Here is a 945-nt window from a genome sequence, read left to right as displayed (position 1 = left end):
CAGTGGAGGCTATCCGGGCTCTGGCCAAGGAGCCGGTGCCCGCCGAGGTGCTGACCGCCTCTGGCGTGAGTGAACTCGCCTTCGGCAAGGATTACGTCATTCCCAAGCCCATGGATGCCCGCCTGCTGCCGCGGGTTGCCCGTGCCGTGGCGCTGGCGGCGGTTGCCTCCGGGGTGGCCCGCATCGAACTGCCGGCGGATTACATGCTGGGTTGAGTCACGGCAAGCGCGCAAAAACAGAAGGGGCCCCCTGTCGGGGGCCCCTTTTGCATGGCGGAAGCAGGCAGCTTACTTGGTCTTGGGGGCAACCTTGACGGCCGGCGCCTTGGCGTGGGCAGCCTTGTGATGCTTTTTCACGACCTTGGTCTGGGTGGCGTGGGGAGCGGCGGCCTTGGTCGGGGTGGCGGCCATGGTGAAGCCGGAGGTCAGGGCGAAGACAGCGGCCAGAGTCAGGGGGATCAGCTTGTTCATATTCCAGTTCCTCGTTCGGTTTGATGACATGGAGCGTTTCTCCATGACTTCATCCTAGGGTTGTTCGACCTGCGGTTCAGTGAGCGACTGGTGACGGTTTGTATCCAAATGTACGGGCAGGGTCAGGCAGAAACGGGCACCGCTGCTGCTTGGCAGCAGTTGCACCTCGCCGCCGTGGTGGTGGGCGATGCTGCGCACGATGGCCAACCCCAGCCCGGCGCCGCCGGTGCGTCTGTCCCGGCTCTGATCCAGGCGCACGAAGGGCTCGAAGATTTGCGGGGCCAGCGCGGGATCGATGCCGGGGCCATCGTCGGCCACCTCCAGCAGATAGTCGTCCCCCTGTCGCGCTATGCAGAGGCTTGCCTGGCTGGTGGCATGGCGAAGGGCGTTGCCGATGAGGTTCTCCAGCGCCCGGTCCAGCAATCGGGTGTCGCCGCGCCAGGGCAGAGCCATGGCCGGGCGCACGAAGTCGAGC

The 945-nt window shown here is 65.8% G+C and carries 2 protein-coding genes and 1 pseudogene; 1 reads left to right on the top strand and 2 read right to left on the bottom strand.

The window, feature by feature from the left end:
* Positions 1–215 (top strand): annotated as a pseudogene (locus AACR77_RS14875) (malate dehydrogenase); the annotation flags it as partial.
* A gap of 72 nt (positions 216–287) precedes the next feature.
* Here AACR77_RS14875 and AACR77_RS14870 read toward each other — a convergent pair.
* Both AACR77_RS14870 and AACR77_RS14865 read right to left on the bottom strand, forming a co-directional pair.
* Complete coding sequence (locus AACR77_RS14870; protein WP_010676075.1) at positions 288–470, bottom strand: hypothetical protein; 183 nt, start codon at positions 468–470, stop codon at positions 288–290.
* Between the two features lie 54 nt (positions 471–524).
* A partial coding sequence (locus AACR77_RS14865; RefSeq protein ID WP_042882520.1) for an ATP-binding protein occupies positions 525–945 on the bottom strand: 421 nt, incomplete at its 5' end.

The sequence above is a fragment of the Aeromonas sp. ZOR0002 genome, assembly GCF_963866995.1.
Lineage (GTDB): Bacteria > Pseudomonadota > Gammaproteobacteria > Enterobacterales > Aeromonadaceae > Aeromonas > Aeromonas caviae.
This window is presented reverse-complemented; position numbering and strand designations above follow the sequence as displayed.

Coding starts and splice junctions, on each gene's coding strand:
- AACR77_RS14870 (WP_010676075.1), bottom strand. CDS start 470: ATGAACAAGCTGATCCCCCTGACTCTGGCCGCTGTCTTCGCCCTGACC.